General features: G+C 66.3%; 14 protein-coding genes. 4 read left to right on the forward strand and 10 right to left on the reverse strand.

Features of this window, described 5'->3' with window-relative positions:
• Positions 1 to 98: 98 nt before the first annotated feature.
• Positions 99 to 1,286, reverse strand: coding sequence for an acyl-CoA dehydrogenase family protein (locus MUK72_RS07140; protein ID WP_244705204.1), 1,188 nt, complete (start codon positions 1,284 to 1,286; stop codon positions 99 to 101).
• A 151-nt stretch (positions 1,287 to 1,437) separates the two neighbouring features.
• Here MUK72_RS07140 and MUK72_RS07145 point away from each other — a divergent pair, with 151 nt between their 5' ends.
• Positions 1,438 to 1,845 carry a hypothetical protein gene (locus tag MUK72_RS07145; protein WP_244705206.1) on the forward strand — a complete coding sequence of 136 codons (408 nt, stop codon included), beginning with the start codon at positions 1,438 to 1,440 and terminating at the stop codon, positions 1,843 to 1,845.
• Between the two features lie 13 nt (positions 1,846 to 1,858).
• On the opposite strand, the gene MUK72_RS07150 is transcribed toward MUK72_RS07145, so the two are convergent.
• On the reverse strand, positions 1,859 to 3,505 hold the full coding sequence (locus MUK72_RS07150) for a class I adenylate-forming enzyme family protein (protein WP_244705208.1): 1,647 nt from the start codon (positions 3,503 to 3,505) through the stop codon (positions 1,859 to 1,861).
• A 54-nt stretch (positions 3,506 to 3,559) separates the two neighbouring features.
• Positions 3,560 to 4,525: an MBL fold metallo-hydrolase gene (locus tag MUK72_RS07155; RefSeq protein ID WP_244705211.1), complete on the reverse strand. Its 966-nt coding sequence runs from the start codon at positions 4,523 to 4,525 to the stop codon at positions 3,560 to 3,562.
• A gap of 108 nt (positions 4,526 to 4,633) precedes the next feature.
• Here MUK72_RS07155 and MUK72_RS07160 point away from each other — a divergent pair, with 108 nt between their 5' ends.
• Positions 4,634 to 6,334, forward strand: a complete 1,701-nt coding sequence (locus tag MUK72_RS07160) for an acyl-CoA carboxylase subunit beta (protein WP_244705213.1) — start codon at positions 4,634 to 4,636, stop codon at positions 6,332 to 6,334.
• Here the strand turns inward: MUK72_RS07160 and MUK72_RS07165 are convergent.
• The 5 genes from MUK72_RS07165 to MUK72_RS07185 all read right to left on the reverse strand — a co-directional run bounded on the left by MUK72_RS07165 (position 6,331) and on the right by MUK72_RS07185 (position 9,833).
• Positions 6,331 to 6,744, reverse strand: coding sequence for a GIY-YIG nuclease family protein (locus MUK72_RS07165; protein WP_244705215.1), 414 nt, complete (start codon positions 6,742 to 6,744; stop codon positions 6,331 to 6,333). The genes MUK72_RS07160 and MUK72_RS07165 overlap by 4 nt on opposite strands.
• 69 nt (positions 6,745 to 6,813) lie before the next feature.
• A complete protein-coding gene (locus MUK72_RS07170; RefSeq protein ID WP_244705217.1) occupies positions 6,814 to 7,620 on the reverse strand; it encodes an SDR family oxidoreductase in 807 nt (268 codons plus the stop codon).
• Positions 7,620 to 8,501 (reverse strand): beta-keto acid cleavage family enzyme, encoded by an 882-nt coding sequence (locus MUK72_RS07175; protein ID WP_244705219.1) that lies wholly within the window; start codon positions 8,499 to 8,501, stop codon positions 7,620 to 7,622. Before MUK72_RS07175 ends, MUK72_RS07170 begins: the two co-directional genes overlap by 1 nt.
• 11 nt (positions 8,502 to 8,512) lie before the next feature.
• Positions 8,513 to 9,319, reverse strand: a complete 807-nt coding sequence (locus tag MUK72_RS07180) for an enoyl-CoA hydratase/isomerase family protein (RefSeq protein ID WP_244705220.1) — start codon at positions 9,317 to 9,319, stop codon at positions 8,513 to 8,515.
• A gap of 112 nt (positions 9,320 to 9,431) precedes the next feature.
• On the reverse strand, positions 9,432 to 9,833 hold the full coding sequence (locus tag MUK72_RS07185; protein WP_004053222.1) for a CBS domain-containing protein: 402 nt from the start codon (positions 9,831 to 9,833) through the stop codon (positions 9,432 to 9,434).
• A gap of 126 nt (positions 9,834 to 9,959) precedes the next feature.
• Between MUK72_RS07185 and MUK72_RS07190 the strand changes: the two genes are divergently transcribed.
• Positions 9,960 to 10,334: a VOC family protein gene (locus MUK72_RS07190; RefSeq protein ID WP_244705222.1), complete on the forward strand. Its 375-nt coding sequence runs from the start codon at positions 9,960 to 9,962 to the stop codon at positions 10,332 to 10,334.
• A gap of 53 nt (positions 10,335 to 10,387) precedes the next feature.
• Positions 10,388 to 12,214 carry a DEAD/DEAH box helicase gene (locus MUK72_RS07195; RefSeq protein WP_244705224.1) on the forward strand — a complete coding sequence of 609 codons (1,827 nt, stop codon included), beginning with the start codon at positions 10,388 to 10,390 and terminating at the stop codon, positions 12,212 to 12,214.
• Positions 12,215 to 12,228: 14 nt separating this feature from the next.
• On the opposite strand, the gene MUK72_RS07200 is transcribed toward MUK72_RS07195, so the two are convergent.
• Both MUK72_RS07200 and MUK72_RS07205 read right to left on the reverse strand, forming a co-directional pair.
• Positions 12,229 to 12,408: a hypothetical protein gene (locus MUK72_RS07200; RefSeq protein ID WP_049916136.1), complete on the reverse strand. Its 180-nt coding sequence runs from the start codon at positions 12,406 to 12,408 to the stop codon at positions 12,229 to 12,231.
• A complete protein-coding gene (locus tag MUK72_RS07205; protein WP_244705226.1) occupies positions 12,408 to 13,514 on the reverse strand; it encodes an aminotransferase class V-fold PLP-dependent enzyme in 1,107 nt (368 codons plus the stop codon). The genes MUK72_RS07200 and MUK72_RS07205 overlap by 1 nt, the downstream gene beginning before the upstream one ends.
• Positions 13,515 to 13,570: the final 56 nt, after the last annotated feature.

Genomic DNA, 13,570 nt, shown 5'->3' on the forward strand with positions numbered 1-13,570 from the left:
ATCCGCTGTCACCGCGGGCGCATAAACCACGAGGGTCGGGAGAGGAAACTACGCGTATTCGGTCGATTCGGGGACGAAATCGGTCGAACTCCGTGTTCTCAGTACGACCGAGGCAGACCGAGGTGGTGTTCGGCGATGAAGTTCTTCGCCATCTCGTTCGAGACGGGCGCGGTCTGGGTGAGCCGGGAGTTCTGCCAGATGTCGTAGACCTCGTACTCGGGCGTGAACCCGTTGCCGCCGTGGGTCTGGATCGCCTGCGAGGCTGCCTCGGTGGCGAACTCGCTCGTCAACAGTTTGGCCGCGTTGGCTTCCATGCCGCAGTCCTCGCCATCGTCCCACTTCGCGGCGGCGTCGTAGGTGAGCTGCTGGGCGGCGGTGAGCTTGGCGTAGTGTTCGGCCAGCGGGTGCTGGATGGCCTGGTGGGCACCGATCGGCTGGCCGAACACCTCTCGATCGTTGGCGTACTCGACCGCGAGATCGATCGCACGCAGCCCTCCTCCAAGAGCGCTCGCCGCGCCGCCGATGCGCTCGGTGTTGAGGGTGTCGAACAGGAGATAGAGTCCGGCGTCCTCGGTCCCGAGAATCCGATCCTCGTGGACGCGCAGCCCGTCGATATCGACCTGGTACTGGGTCTCGAACCACGGCACCGTGGTCTCGATTGGTGTGAGCGAAATCCCCTCCTGGTCGGCCGGTTCGGGAACGAGAAACATCGAGATGCCGTGGGTGGGGTTCGACCGGTCGAACGCCGAGGTGCGTGCGACGAGCAGCATCTCGTCTGCGTTCTCGACACCGGAGATCCACATCTTCTGGCCCGAGAGTACGAACTCGTCGCCCGCGTGCCCGCCGGCACGATCGACGCGTTCCGCGCTGGTTTCGATGTTGAGCGTGTTCGTGCCTGCACGCGGTTCGGTCAGTCCCATGCAGAAACGCATCTCGCCGTTCGCGATCTTCGGGAGATATTCCTCCTTCTGGGCCTCGGTTCCGTGGCGCTCGATGCCGACGCCGCCGAACACGGGTGTGAGGACGAAGATGATCCCGCCCTGTCCGCCGCCCCGTGAGAGTTCCTCGATGACGATGGCCATTTCGAGCATCCCCATCCCCTCGCCACCGTACTCCTCGGGGATGGCGACGCCGAGCCAGCCGTTGTCCGCGAGGTCTTGCCAGTATTCCTCGGGGAACTGTTTTTCATTTACGCACTCGCGCCAGTATTCGGCGTCGTACTCGGCGGCGATCTCCCGCGTCGCCTCCCGGATCATCTCGTGCACATCGGTCTCGAAGGCCGCCATGCACACTGTGAGCGTTCACCAAGTATAGTGGTTGTGCCGCTCATCGAAGGACGACTGATTAGTGGAGCGACCATCGCTGTCCCGACTCCAATCGGAATTTTGAGTGCGCACGAGCGAGTAGCGGACGGTATGGCAGAGGGGGAGAAACCACATGACCGAGGCTGACGCCGTTTTGAACGCCGAGACGCGGCGTGCGCTCCGTAACTGGGGCCGGCGGCTCTTCGCGGTCGGCGCAGGGGTACTGACAGCCCTCGTGCTGCTCGTCCCGATCGCCGTGACGGCGGTACGGCCGGCTGGCGTGCTGTTCCATCTCGCCGTCACGCTCGTTTTCAGTCTCGTTTTGCCGGTCATCGCGGCGTACGTCGCCGTGAGGGCCTACGGACTCACCCACGACGAGGTGATTCGTGTCGGCAAGCGGCTGATCGGCACGGCCGTCGCGGATATCTCGACACTCAGCGATCACCGGGACGTACGCCGGTCGCAAACGGACGAGCAAAGCGACGACACGAGCGATCCGACGACACTGGTTACGGACTCCGACGACGAGGAGAAACGGTAGTTCGCCCGGGTGCTCAGAACTCCTCGCCGGTCGACCGGAGGGGGTCGTCGAGTCGCTCCGTGGCGTCGGCTTCGAGCTTGTACCGCTGGACCTTGCGCGTCGCGCTCCGAGGGAGTTCGTCGACGAAGAACACTCGCCGGGGATGGGCGTAGCTCGCGACGTGATCGAGCGTGAACTCCCGGAGGGCGTCCTCGTCGAGATCGGTTCCCTCTTCTGCGACGACGAACGCGACCGGGGCCTCGCCCTTCACCTCGTGATCGGCGGCGACGACCGCGGCCTCGGCGACATCGGGGTGGTCGTAGAGGGCCTCTTCCACCTCGGCGGGGTAGACGTTCTCGCCGCCGACGATCAGCATGTCGTCGACGCGATCGACCATCCAGAAGTAGCCGTCGGCGTCGACGCGCGCGATGTCGTCGGTGTAGAACCAACCCTCGTCGTCGAACACCTGCTCGGTCTTCTCCGGGCGCTCGTAGTAGCCCGCGAACACCTGTGGGCCGCGGACAGCGATCTCGCCGGTGACGCGCTCGTCATCCGTGAAGTCGATCTCGGGGTCGACGAACGGGGTGAGATCGTCGGGTCCGACGAGCGTCTCGCGGGTCGCGGGATCGGCGATCTTGCACTCGATGTTCGGCACCGGCGGGCCGATACAGCCAGCCGCCTTGCGCACCCCGCGGGAGGGTTCGGTCGTACCCGCGGGCGACGTCTCAGTCATCCCCCAGCCCTCGGTCATCGGGACGTCCCAGGATTCCTCGATCTCTCGCCGGGTCGCGTCCGCGAGCGGCGCGGCCGCGCAGGTGACGCTGTCGAGCGACGAGAGGTCGTACTCGTCGGAATTTTGTCGGTACTCGCGGTGCATCATCGTGTACATCGCCGGGACGCCCGCGAAGTGCGTGATGGCATGCTCGGAGATGGCGTCGAGCATCGGCTGGGCTTCGGGTTGGGGCTGGAGCACCATCTTCGCGCCCGTATAGAGGAAGGTTCCCATGACCGCGTTCAGCGCGTAGATGTGGAACAGGGGCAGTACGAGCAACACCGAATCCTCGGCATCGACGTTGAGTCCACCTGTATCGTACGATTCGATCGTCGAGAGGAGGTTTCGATGCGTCAGCAGCACGCCTTTCGGCTTGCCGGTCGTCCCGGAGGTGTAGGGCTGGCAGGCCACGTCGTCGAACGAGCGCTCCGGCCCTTCGAACTCACTGTCCGCCGCATCGAGTTCGTGCGAGAAGTTGACGACGCCGTCATCGGCGACTCCCGGAAGAAACGTCGTTTCCAGTCCGGCAGCCGCGGCGAGCTCCGTCGCCTCCTCGGCGAGCAGCGGCGAGGCGATCATCGTGTCGACGTCCGCGTCGTCGAGGACGAACGCGAGCGTCTCGGGATCCATTCGCAGGTTGAGCGGGATCGGCACCGCGCCCGCCCGGATCGTCCCGAAGTAGGCGCTCGGGAACTGGAGCGTGTTGGGGACAAATAGCCCGACGCGCTCGTCCGGTTCGATGCCGTGATCGGTGAGGACGTTCGCAACCCGGTTCGCCTCGTTGTCGAGTTCCGCGAAGGACTGTTCCTCGCCGAAGGCGACGAACGCCGTCTTCTCGCCGTAGCGATGGGCCGCCATCGCCGGGAGGTCGCCCATCCGCCGAAGGGGCCTGCCGTCGTGATATTCCATGGTATGGTACAACAGGTCGAGCGTGGCGTATTAAGTGTTCGTGCGTGAGCGGCGTCAGCGGCTATACTGAACGACGCCGTCGACGAGCTCCGCCTCGATCCTGTCCGCAGCAGCGAGATGGGTGAGCACCGCGACCGTCTCGGGGAGGAGGTTGGTAGGATCGTCGTCGTCCGTCCGTCGGGTGACTACGTCGGCGGCGGTCCGGGGTTCGTCGAGCGACTCGATCGTGTTATCGAGCAGTCGGTCGAGGCTCCGGCGATCGCGCTCGATGGTACGTTCGAATTCGGTGTGAACGGGGCCATGGCCGGGATAGACGCGATCCGGGTCGAGCGCCGCGAGGCGATCGAGCGCGCCGTAGAACGCCCCGATCGCCTCCTCGACGCCGTGATCGAGTCCCGTGTGGAGGGTGACGGGACGAAACGACTCGATGGCCATGTCGCCGGCGAGGAGCGCGCGCTCGCCGTCGAGCTCGACCGTGAAACAGCAGTGATCGGCCTGATGGCCAGGCGTGTGGAGCACGTCGACCGGCACGCCGCCGACGTCGTACGAGCCGCCGTCCTCGACCCAGACGTCGACCGCGTCCGGCGGGAGGAGGTCGCGGTTGCGTTCGAGCGACTCGACGGCCATTTCGATCGCGCGCTCGTGGTCGTCGCCCGTCAGACCGGCGCACGTCGCGTTCTCCGCGACGACGGTGGCGAGATCGTCGCTGTTGCGCGCGAACCGCTCGCGGACCCCGACGGGCGCGTAGACGGTGGGGTCGGCCGCTGCGATCACGGCGTTGGTCTGGCCGATGTGGTCGATGTGGGGATGGGTGAGGACGAGCTGGTCGATCTCCGCGAGCTCGTAATCGATGGCTGCGAGCGCCTCGCGGAGCTGGCGTTCGCTGTCGTCGCCCGGCATGCCGGCATCGACGAGCGTCGGTCGCTCGCAGTCGACGAGATAGCTCGCGACGTGGCCGGGTGGCCAGTCGACGGCGAACTCGATGCGGTGGACGGCCGTCGCCCGCTCGCGTTGGGCCATTGTCCCCGAGAGTCCCGTGGCGCGAATAAACGTGACGCCCGGCTGTGCGGTACGGCAATCACGGATACGGCGCAGTAGTTTGAAACCATGAGGGTGCGAGACACATGCATGGAGATCGACGTCGGCGAGGAGATCGACGGTGAAACCGCCCGCGCGCTCGCCACCGCGGTCTCGGAGCATCTCGGACGATCGGTCGAACTCGTCGCGGACGGCGAACGGGTCGCCGACGCCGGCGAGGGCGACTGGAACGAGGCCGGCACGGTGATGACCGACCGCGAGCAGCGCCTCCGCGACGATATCGAGGGCGTCCTCACGGGCGGACCGGAGCGCGGTCACGGGAAGATCGCGGATCTCGGCAAACTGTTCGTTCGCGATCGCCTGGAGATGGTCTTCGATCGGATCGAGTACGAGGATGGCACGTTCGCACGCCACAGCGACGATGACGACCTCGCGGCCGACGGACTGCTGACCGGGGTGGGGCTGATCGACGGCCGACGGGTGGCCTTCACCGCGAACGACTACACCGTGAAGGCAGGCTCGCTCGGCACTGCGGGCGTCGAGAAGGTCATTCGCATCGAGGAGCGCGCGATGGAGCTCGACATCCCGATGCTCAGGCTGATCGACTCGACCGGTGCGCGCCTCGACGCCGCCGAACGCGACCCCGGTGACACCCACATGGGTCGCTATCACGGCGGGAAGATGTTCTACAACCAGTGTCGGCTCTCGGGACAGGTGCCCCAGATCGGCGTGCTCTACGGCCCAGACATCGCCGGCTCGGCGTACACACCGGTGTTCTGTGATTTCCTGATCATGGTCGAAGAGATCTCGGGCATGGCGATCGCCTCGCCGCGCATCGTCGCGGCGATGACCGGCGAGGAGGTCGACATGCAGTCCCTCGGCGGACCGGACGTGCACGCGACCCAAAGCGGGAGCGCCGATCTCGTCGTTCCGGACGAGCAGGCTGCCGCCGAGACGGCCCGCGATCTCCTCTCGTATCTCCCGCAGAACTACACCGAGAAACCGCCCGAGAGCGCGCCCGCACCGCCGCTGAAAAACCCGAAAGGGCTCGACGGCGTGATTCCGGAAGCGCCGAACGAGGCCTACGACGTCCACGACTCCATCGATCGGCTCGTCGATAGGGAGTCGTTCTTCGAACTCAAGCCCCGGTTCGCGCCCGAGCTCGTGACGGGGCTAGCGCGCATCGACGGTCGACCAATCGGGATCGTAGCGAACCAGCCGAGCCACATCAGCGGGGCGATCTTTCCGGATTCCGCGGACAAGGGCGCGGGTTTCGTCTGGACCTGTGACGCCTTCAACATCCCGCTGGTCTATCTCTGCGACACGCCGGGATTCATGATCGGCTCGCAGGTCGAGCGCGAGGGCGTGCTCCGGAAGGGCCGGAAGTTCATCTACGCGACCGCCAACGCGCAGGTACCCAAGTTCTGCGTCATCACCAGAAAGGCCTACGGCGCGGGGATCTACGCGATGTGCGGACCGGCCTTCGGGGCCGACGCGACGCTCGCGCTCCCCTCTGCCGAAATCTCCGTGATGGGCCCCGATGCGGCGGTCCACGCCCTCTTCGGCGAGCAGATCGCCGATCTCGACGGGGAGGCGCGCGAACAGTTCGTCGAGAGTGCGAAGGCGGAGTTCGAGAACTACGTCGACATCGAGGCCCAGGCCTCGAACATGGAGGTCGACGAACTGCTCCCCGCCGGCGATCTGCGCGAACAGTTGACCACCCGCCTCGCCACGTTCGCCACCAAGCGCCGCGACGAGCGCCCGCGCCACCACGGCACCGTCCTGTTCTAGGGTGCGAACGCCCGGTGTGCGCCCTGTACTGCTCGCCACAGCCGCTCGCGGTCGGGAGCGAAGGCGAGGTGGGAGCCACAGTCACAGTCCGAGGCACCGAACTCCGGAACTGGCTGGCCGGGAAGCGCGTCGGCGACCACGCACTCGATGTCCGCCTCTACCGTCCGCGCGACCGCTGCGATGGTCGTTTCGGCGTGGCCGAGCAGGTAGTCGATATGCCAGTGGCGGGTGTCGTTCTCGCCGTCGTCGACCGCGCGGTGGCGCTCGATGCGTGCGAACCCACCCGTGCCGAATGCGCTGCCGGTGTAGGCGTACCAGCCAGGCTCGAAAACGTGTTCGCCGAGCGCGCCGACGGTGATCGTCGTACGCTCGGACATCGCGACGAGCAGGGTGTACGTTCCGCCGAGCATGATCGGTCGATGGCCGCCGATCGCCTAACGGTCACGGAACTCGCTCGTCGATCGCGGTTCCTGGATCGCTCAGAACGGCGTCGGCGCGAGCAGCTGGCCGCCATCGACGGTGAAATACCCACCAGTAACGTAGGCGGCCGCGGGACTGGCGAGGAAGAGTACAGGAGGAACGCAGTCGGCGGGCGTGCCGAACCGGTCGGCGGGCACGTCGTCGAGGAACGCGTCGGGCAGTTCGCCGCCGGCGGCCTCGGTGACACCCTCGGTTTCGACGATGCCCGGCGCGACCGTGTTCGCCCGGATGCCATGCTCGCTCCACTCGCTCGCGACGGTTTGCATCAGGTTGTGGACGCCGGCTTTGCCCGCGCCGGAGTGGGCGTGATACGGCGCACCCCTGACGGAGTTGGTCGCGCCCATCGAGACGATCGCCCCGCCGCTCTCATCGATCATGTGCTCACCCACGGCGAAGGTGCAGTAGGCCGTCCCGTCGAGGATCGTGCCGACGACCGCGCGCCATCCGTTCGGCGTGAGCGATTCGGTCGGCCCAAGGAAGTTCGCGCCCGCGTTGTTCACCAGAACGTCGATGCCGCCGAGCTCCTCGATCACCGTATCGACCATCGCCGCGACCGCGTCGTATTCCCGAACGTCGACGGTGGTCGCACACGCCTCGACACCTCGATTTTCGATCTCGTCAGCGACGGGTTCGAGGTGGTCCAGTTCGCGGCTGGCGATGGCCACGTCAGCACCGCAGTCGGCGAGACCGAGCGCGATCGCCCGGCCGATACCGGTCCCGCCGCCGGTCACGAGCGCGACCTCGCCCGCGAGGAGATCGTCGGCGAAGAGCTCCTCGACGGGCGGCGTTGCGCCGAGTCCCGCCATCAGTCCAACTCCATGATGGCGCGTGCCTCGTCGGGCGTCGCCGGCTCCCGACCCACCGAATCGGCGAGCGTGGCCGCGTGCGCGACGAGTTCGGGGTTGGTCGCCATCTCGCCGTTCGGCAGGTAGAAGTTGTCCTCCAGACCGACGCGGACGTTGCCACCCATCGAAAGTGCCGCAGCGACGAGCGGCCACTGATCCCGACTGATGCCGATGACCTGCCAGTTCGCGCTCGCGGGCAACTGGCGCGCCTGATGGGCCAAATTCTCGACGGTGGCCGGGATCCCACCGAGAACGCCCATGACGAGGCTGAACTGAAGCGGGTGGGTGAGCTCGCCCTGCTCCAAGAGCGGCCGCGTGTTCCCGATGTGGCCGGTGTCGAAACACTCCAGCTCCGGGCGCACGCCCGCCTCCTCCATCGCGGTGACGAACCGACGGATCTCGTCGAAGGGGTTCTCGAACACCATGTCGAAGACGAATTCATCCCGACTGTTGGAGTATTTCGCGTAGTTCATTGAGCCCATGTTGAGCGCGGCGATCTCCGGGCCGACCTCCTCGACATACTCGATGCGCTCCTCGGGCGGCGCGTCGAGCGCGCCCGTCGAGAAGTTGACGACGATATCGGTGCGATCGCGGATCTCGTCGTGGATCTCCCGATAGATGTCGGTGTCGAACGTCGGGCTTCCGTTCTCGGTACGGGCGTGGATGTGCGCGATCGCCGCCCCCGCCTCGCGTGCCGCGGCGGCGTCCTCGGCGATCTCTGCGGGCGTGTAGGGGATCTCTTCACATTGATCCCGGGTGGTGAGCGCGCCCGTGAGCGCCGCCGAGATGATCGCTTTGTCGGAATCGTTGCCTTTGACGGATTCTTGCTCTCGTATCGTCATGGTTTCTCCATCTATCGGTCGCTCCAGTCGGGTTCCTCGTCCATCAGGAAGGCGTTGATCCCCTCCTCGGTGTCCTCGCTCATGGCGATCAGCGCGATGATCTCGCGCATGTAGGACAGGGCCTCCTCGAAGCCCATGTCGCGCTGGGTGTAGTAGGCCCGCTTGCCCATCTCGATCAGCACCGGTGAGGAGGACGCGAGATCGTCCACCAGTTCGTCGAGCTCGCTCTCGAATTCGCTCTCCGAAACGACATCGGTCGTCAATCCCATCTCGTGGGCGCTCGCGGCGTCGATCTGTTCGCCGGTGAAGAGGAGTTTCAGCCCGCGCTTTTCCGAGACGGTGCGCATGATCGGGACGAGCGCCTGCGCGGGGAACAAGCCGATATCGACCTCCGGTGTGCCGAACGTGGCTGCCTCGCTCGCGAGCAGCATGTCACACGCCGCGGCGAGCCCCATCCCGCCCGCGAGACAGTAGCCCTCGACGGCCGCCACGGTCAGCGCGCGCGTCTCGACCAGCCGCCCCATCAGTCGCGACAGCCCTGAGAACCCCTCACGATAGGTCTGTGGCCCCTCGCCGAAGTTCGCGGCCATACTCTTCAGATCGCCGCCCGAACAGAAGGTCCCGCCCGCACCGCGGATGACGACCACCCGCGCCGGCCCCTCGTCGGCGACCGCGAGCACGTCGAGCAGCCCCTCGATCACCGCCTCGTTCAGCGCGTTGCGCTCGTCGGGCCGATCGATCGTCGTCCGGATCACCAAGCCGTCGTCGCTCTCGCTCACGGCGAGAGCAGTGTTTTCCGCCGCCGTTCGCCCGGTCATACTTCGCCGCCCGTTTCCCCTCTGCAGTCGTTCGTCATCTCACGACCACCATGTCTGGCAGTATCTCACACGAACGTGATAACTGTACGCCCTCGGATGAGTGGTGTCCGGTTCACGCCGGACTCGGCGTCTGGACGTGCGAGAGATACGCCGCGAGATCGGTGGAGGTGATCATCCCGATGAGGCCGTCTTCGTCGCTGACGACCGGCATGTGGTGGAAGCCGTGCTCGGTCATCGTGTCCGCGACATCGCGGATGGGGGCCTGGGCGGTCGTCGTGACGACGTCGGTGGTCATGTAGTCCGAGACCGGCGTTGCGGCCTTCGGGCGGCTCTTGGCGACGATATCGACGAAATCGGTTCGCGTGAGGATGCCCCGCAGCTCGCCGTTCTCGACGACCACGACCGAGCCGACGCAGTTGTCGAGCATCAGCTCCGCCGCGTCGGCGACGAGCGTCTCGGGAGCCACGGTGTGCAGATCGGTCGACATCACCCGACCGACGAAGAGGTCGTCCATAACGGTCGATCGTGTGGGTAAGTGATAAACGTTCACACTGTGGTGACATCCGCCGGGCGGCAGGAGGGGTGAGGAGGCGAAACGAACGACCGGCCGATTTATTCGCGATGGGATGTACGGAGTGGCATGGAGCTGCTTCACCCCTGTCTCAACGTCGCGGACATGGATCGGGCGGTCGCGTTCTACACCGAAGAGCTCGATTTCACGGAATCGTGGTCGTTCGAGACGCCCGACGGAGAGACCGAGAACCGCTATCTGGCCGCCGAGAACGGCGTCGAGCTCCAGCTGTCGAAGACCGAGGGTGTGGACGAGCTCGAACAGGGCACCGCCTGGGACCACCTCGCCGTGAGCGTCGAGAGCGTCGATCGAGCCTTCGAGGAGATCGACCACCACGGCGTCGTCCAGGAACCGACCGACGTACAGGCCGCCGGAACGCGGATCGCGTTCGTCCGTGATCCCGACGGCCACGTGATCGAGTTCGTCGAACCGCTCGACGACTGACGGCGGATCGGCGAGGCGGAAGTCGTTTGTCCACAGCGGCGCTGGTTTCGGTAGTGACGGACACGAACGCGAGCGAGCAGCCCGAGGACGGGACCGCCATCACCGCCGCCACGTTCCGCGCGGCGCTCGAAGAACTCGAAGAGCCCGTGGCGACCGCGAGCGCGGTGGCACGCGTCCTCGACTGCAGCCAGACCGACGCGAGCGACGCGCTCGATCGGCTGGCCGAGGCGGGCAAACTCGACCGCCAGGACGTGGGCGACGATCCCGTCGTCTGGTATCCCCGCGAGTTCGCCGATTTCGTCGATCCCGAACACGTCGTCGTCTTCCCGGAACGCCGCGAGCTCGTCGTCGAACGGCCCGAACAGTTCACCCGCGCACAGCTCACGCAGTTCGCCCATCTCGTCGATTCGGCCGACGAGGCCTACATCTACGAGATCCGTGAGGAGGACGTCTGGTGGGCTCCCTACGACCACATCGACGGGCTCGTCGGGACGATGCGCGACGTGCTGGGCGAACCCGCACCGAAACTCGAAGAGTGGGTCGAGCGCCAGTGGACGCGCGCCCGGAAGTTCGCGCTGACGACCCACCAGGACGGCTACACGGTTCTCGAAGCCGAGAGCCCCGAACTCATGGGCAACGTCGCCCGCCAGAAACTCGACGCGGACCAGCTCCACGGGCCGATCTCCGACACCGAGAGCTGGGTCGTCGAAGGGAAGGAGGGTTCGATCAAGCGCACGCTCTACGACGCCGGCTATCCGGTCCAGGACCAGCGCGAACTCGAAGGCGGCGCGGAGCTCGATATCGATCTCGGCGTCGATCTGCGCGAGTACCAGGAGGACTGGCTCGATCGCTTCCTCGACACCGGGGCTGGCGTGCTCGTCGGTCCGCCAGGCAGCGGGAAGACGATCGCCGCCATCGGCGCGATGGCCGAGATCGGCGGCGAGACGCTGATCCTCGCGCCGGGTCGCGAGCTCGCTGGCCAGTGGCACGAACAGCTGCTCACCCACACCTCCCTCGATCCCGAGCAGATCGGCGAGTACCACGGCGGCGAGAAGGAGATCCGCCCGGTGACGATCGCCACCTACCGCACCGCGGGGATGGATCGCCACCGCAAACTGTTCGACGAGCGCCGGTGGGGACTCATCGTCTACGATGAGGTCCACCACGTGCCGGCCGCCATCTACCGCCGCAGCGCCGACCTCCAGGCCAAACACCGTCTCGGGCTGTCGGCGACGCCGATTCGGGAGGACGACAAAGAAGGTGAAATATTCACTCTCATCGGTCCGCCGATCGGGACGGACTGGGCGAAACTGTTCGAGGCGGGGTTCGTTGCCGAGCCCGAGGTCGAACTCCGCTACGTGCCGTGGCGCTCTGAGGAGGATCGCACCGAGTACGCGAGCGTCGAGGGCTACGAACGCCGACAGGTCGCCGGCACGAACCCCGCGAAACTCGACGCGATACGCTCGCTGCTCGCCGAGCACGCCGACGCGAAGACGCTGGTCTTCGTCGAGTGGCTCGACCAGGGACAGGAGTATTCGGACGCGCTCGACATCCCGTTCATCAGCGGCGAGACGCGCTACCCCGAGCGCGAGCGGCTGTTCGACGAGTTCCGGCGCGGCGAGCGAAGCAGGCTGCTCGTCTCGCGGGTCGGCGACGAGGGTATCGATCTGCCGAACGCGGAGATCGCCATCGTCGCCTCCGGGCTCGGCGGGTCGCGCCGGCAGGGCTCACAGCGCGCCGGTCGGACGATGCGTCCGTCGGGCAACTCGCAGATGTACGTGCTCGCCACCCGTGGCACTCGCGAGGAGGAGTTCGCCAGAAACCAGCTCCGTCATCTCGCCGGGAAGGGTGTCCGTCTGCACGAGACCGACGCGAGCTGAGCCTCGATATCGATTCAGAACGGGAGATAGCCGAGATACATCCCACCGAAGAGCAGCCCGAACACCACGACGAGCAACAGCAAGATCCCCATCAGATACTGGTAGGCCCCGCCGACCGTCGTCAGCTGCGGAACGTTCATGCGTGAGTCGTTGCGGTCGAACCCTTTAGTGCTACCGTCCTCGGCCGACGACATCAGAGCACCTCGCAGAGCGCGTCGATGTCATCGTCGGTGTTGTAGACGTGGACCGAGACGCGGACGGCCGCCGGCGACGGGATCGACCGGATCGTGACGTCCTCGTCGGCGAGGCGTGAAACGGTGGCTTCGGGATCGTCGGCGGCGATCGTCACCAGTCCGGATTCGTACTCGCGCGGGCTCAGCAGTCGATCGTCGTCGATCCCCTCCTTGAGTCGGTCGGTGAGTCGCTCGATACGACCCTCGACCGTGTCGATACCGATCGAATCGATGGCGTCCATCGCTGCCTGGAGCCCGGCGTACGGTGCTGGCGAGGTCGTCCCGATTTCGAGGCGTTTCGCGCCCGCAGAGAATTCGTAGCTGTCACCCTCGGGGTCGGTCACGCTCCGGTAGCCGACCCGTTCGGGCACGAGCGCGTCGGTCGCCTCGTCGGCGACGTAGAGAAAGCCGGCACCCCACGGCCCGCAGAGCCACTTGTGGCCGGCACCGACGACGAAATCCGCACCCCACTCGCCGACGTCGACATCGACCTGTCCCGGTGACTGGACGGCATCGACGAGCACGCGCGCGCCGGCGTCGTGAGCGATCTCGGTGAGTTCGGCGACGGGAAAGCGAGTGCCGTAGTTCCACGTGATCGAACTCAGACAGAGCAGGTCGGCATCGGCGAGCAGCTCCGTGGCCTGCTCGCGGTCGATGCGGCCCGCCTCCGTTTCGAGCACCCTGACCTCGATCCCCTGCGTGTCGCGGAGTCGCTGCCACGGCAGCACGCCGGCCGAATGCTCGCAGTCGGTGCGCACCACCACGTCGCCCTCCTGCCAGGGGAGCGCCGTCGCGACGCGACTGATCCCGTCGGCAGTGCTCTGGGTCAGCGCGATCTCGTCGGTATCGGCACCGAGGAATTCGGCGACGCGCTCACGGGTCTCCGCGAAGGTCTCGAACAGTGCGGGATACGCGCCCTCGGCTGCGGGGGCGACGTGCTGCTGGCGTTCGATCTCGTCGGTTGCAGCATCGACGACGCTCGTCGGTGCGGGGCTCGCAGCGCCCGTGTTCAGGTAGGTGACCTCGTCGAGAACCGGGATCTCCTCGCGGAGGTCGAGCGGATCCATGTGCGGAAAAACGCGGGCCCCATAGAAGGATGTTCCCGTTCGTTCCCGATTGAACA

Source organism: Halococcus dombrowskii, from assembly GCF_022870485.1.
GTDB classification, from domain to species: Archaea; Halobacteriota; Halobacteria; order Halobacteriales; family Halococcaceae; genus Halococcus; species Halococcus morrhuae.